This is a genomic window from Nocardiopsis protaetiae (assembly GCF_045446735.1).
GTDB lineage: Bacteria > Actinomycetota > Actinomycetes > Streptosporangiales > Streptosporangiaceae > Nocardiopsis > Nocardiopsis protaetiae.
Genome location: NZ_JBJJBV010000532.1, coordinates 1 through 1,149, shown reverse-complemented (window position 1 = coordinate 1,149; position 1,149 = coordinate 1). Strand labels below are relative to the sequence as shown.

The following is a 1,149-nucleotide window of genomic DNA, read 5'->3' as shown; positions in this document are numbered from 1 at the left end:
TCCGGTGGGCCCACCGCTACAACACCCGTCGTCGTCACTCGCACTGCCAGAACGTGTCTCCGAACGACTTCGAGGTCTCCAGAGCGTCTACGCTGGCGATCGCGGCGTAATCAATCACCCCCGTGTCCAACATCCGGGGTTAAGCCCCTCTCCTGCATCGGCAAGAAGCGTGCTTCCCGTCATGATGAGTGAGAGATCGCTTGCCGCGAAAAGCACCACCCGGGCGATGTCGTCCGGAGTGCCCAACCGCCCGATGCGGCTTTGACTCATAACATCCACCTTCGGGAGCTCCACGCCCGCGGCCTCTGCGGCGTGGGCGGCCTCTTGGGCGGCCGCGATGTTGCCCTCGGTGGGGACATAGCTGGGCGCGACTCCTAGCACACGGATGCCGAACGGCGCGAGGTCGACGGCGAGTGACTTGGTCAGGCCGCGGGCGGCATGTTTCGACGCCACGTACGCGGCCATGCCCGGGAATGCCACTTGGAAGCCCGCAGTGGAGATCACATTGATGATCACTCCACCGCCAGCGCTCATCCGACGGGCGGCTTCGCGGGATCCGAGGAAGACACCACGGGAGTTGACCGCGAAGACCTGCTCCCACATCTGGTCCGGCATCTGCAGAACCGGGGCGTTCGGGAAGATGCCGGCGTTGTTGACCCAGATATCCAGACCGCCGAGATCGGTGACCGCGAGTTCCGCCGCAGCAGCCACCGCTTCCGTGTCACGGACATCGGCACGGGAGCCGATGCCCGTCACCCGGTAGCGCCGGGAGAGCTCCCCGGCCGCAGAGCGGGCGGATACTTCGTCGAGATCGACGATCAGCAGATCCGCCCCTGCCTCGGCCAATCGGGCGGCAATCGCTTTCCCAAGGCCCTGAGCACCACCGGTGACCACGGCACGACGACCACGGAGTGAAACAAGATCCGAGATCGACGTGTCCGACACATCAGGCAGCGGGAACGGCATTTCAGACCTCCGAGATCAGCGAACTTGATTAATGACAGACTGAGCCTTTTTCATCCTGAAGGTGCAGGTCACAGCCCCGTACCGGTCTCCCTGAAGCCCTTCTGAACAGCAAGAAGCCCCTGGTAGATGGATTAACGACCAAGAAAACCCGCCCCACCAGAGGCTCCACATGCTGTTCTACCG

General features: G+C 63.4%; 1 protein-coding gene. It reads right to left on the bottom strand.

The features are described from left to right. Positions 1 to 114: 114 nt before the first annotated feature. Positions 115 to 966 carry an SDR family NAD(P)-dependent oxidoreductase gene (locus ACJOT3_RS34550; protein WP_406977338.1) on the bottom strand — a complete coding sequence of 284 codons (852 nt, stop codon included), beginning with the start codon at positions 964 to 966 and terminating at the stop codon, positions 115 to 117. Positions 967 to 1,149: the final 183 nt, after the last annotated feature.

Coding starts and splice junctions, on each gene's coding strand:
- ACJOT3_RS34550 (WP_406977338.1), bottom strand. CDS start 966: ATGCCGTTCCCGCTGCCTGATGTGTCGGACACGTCGATCTCGGATCTT.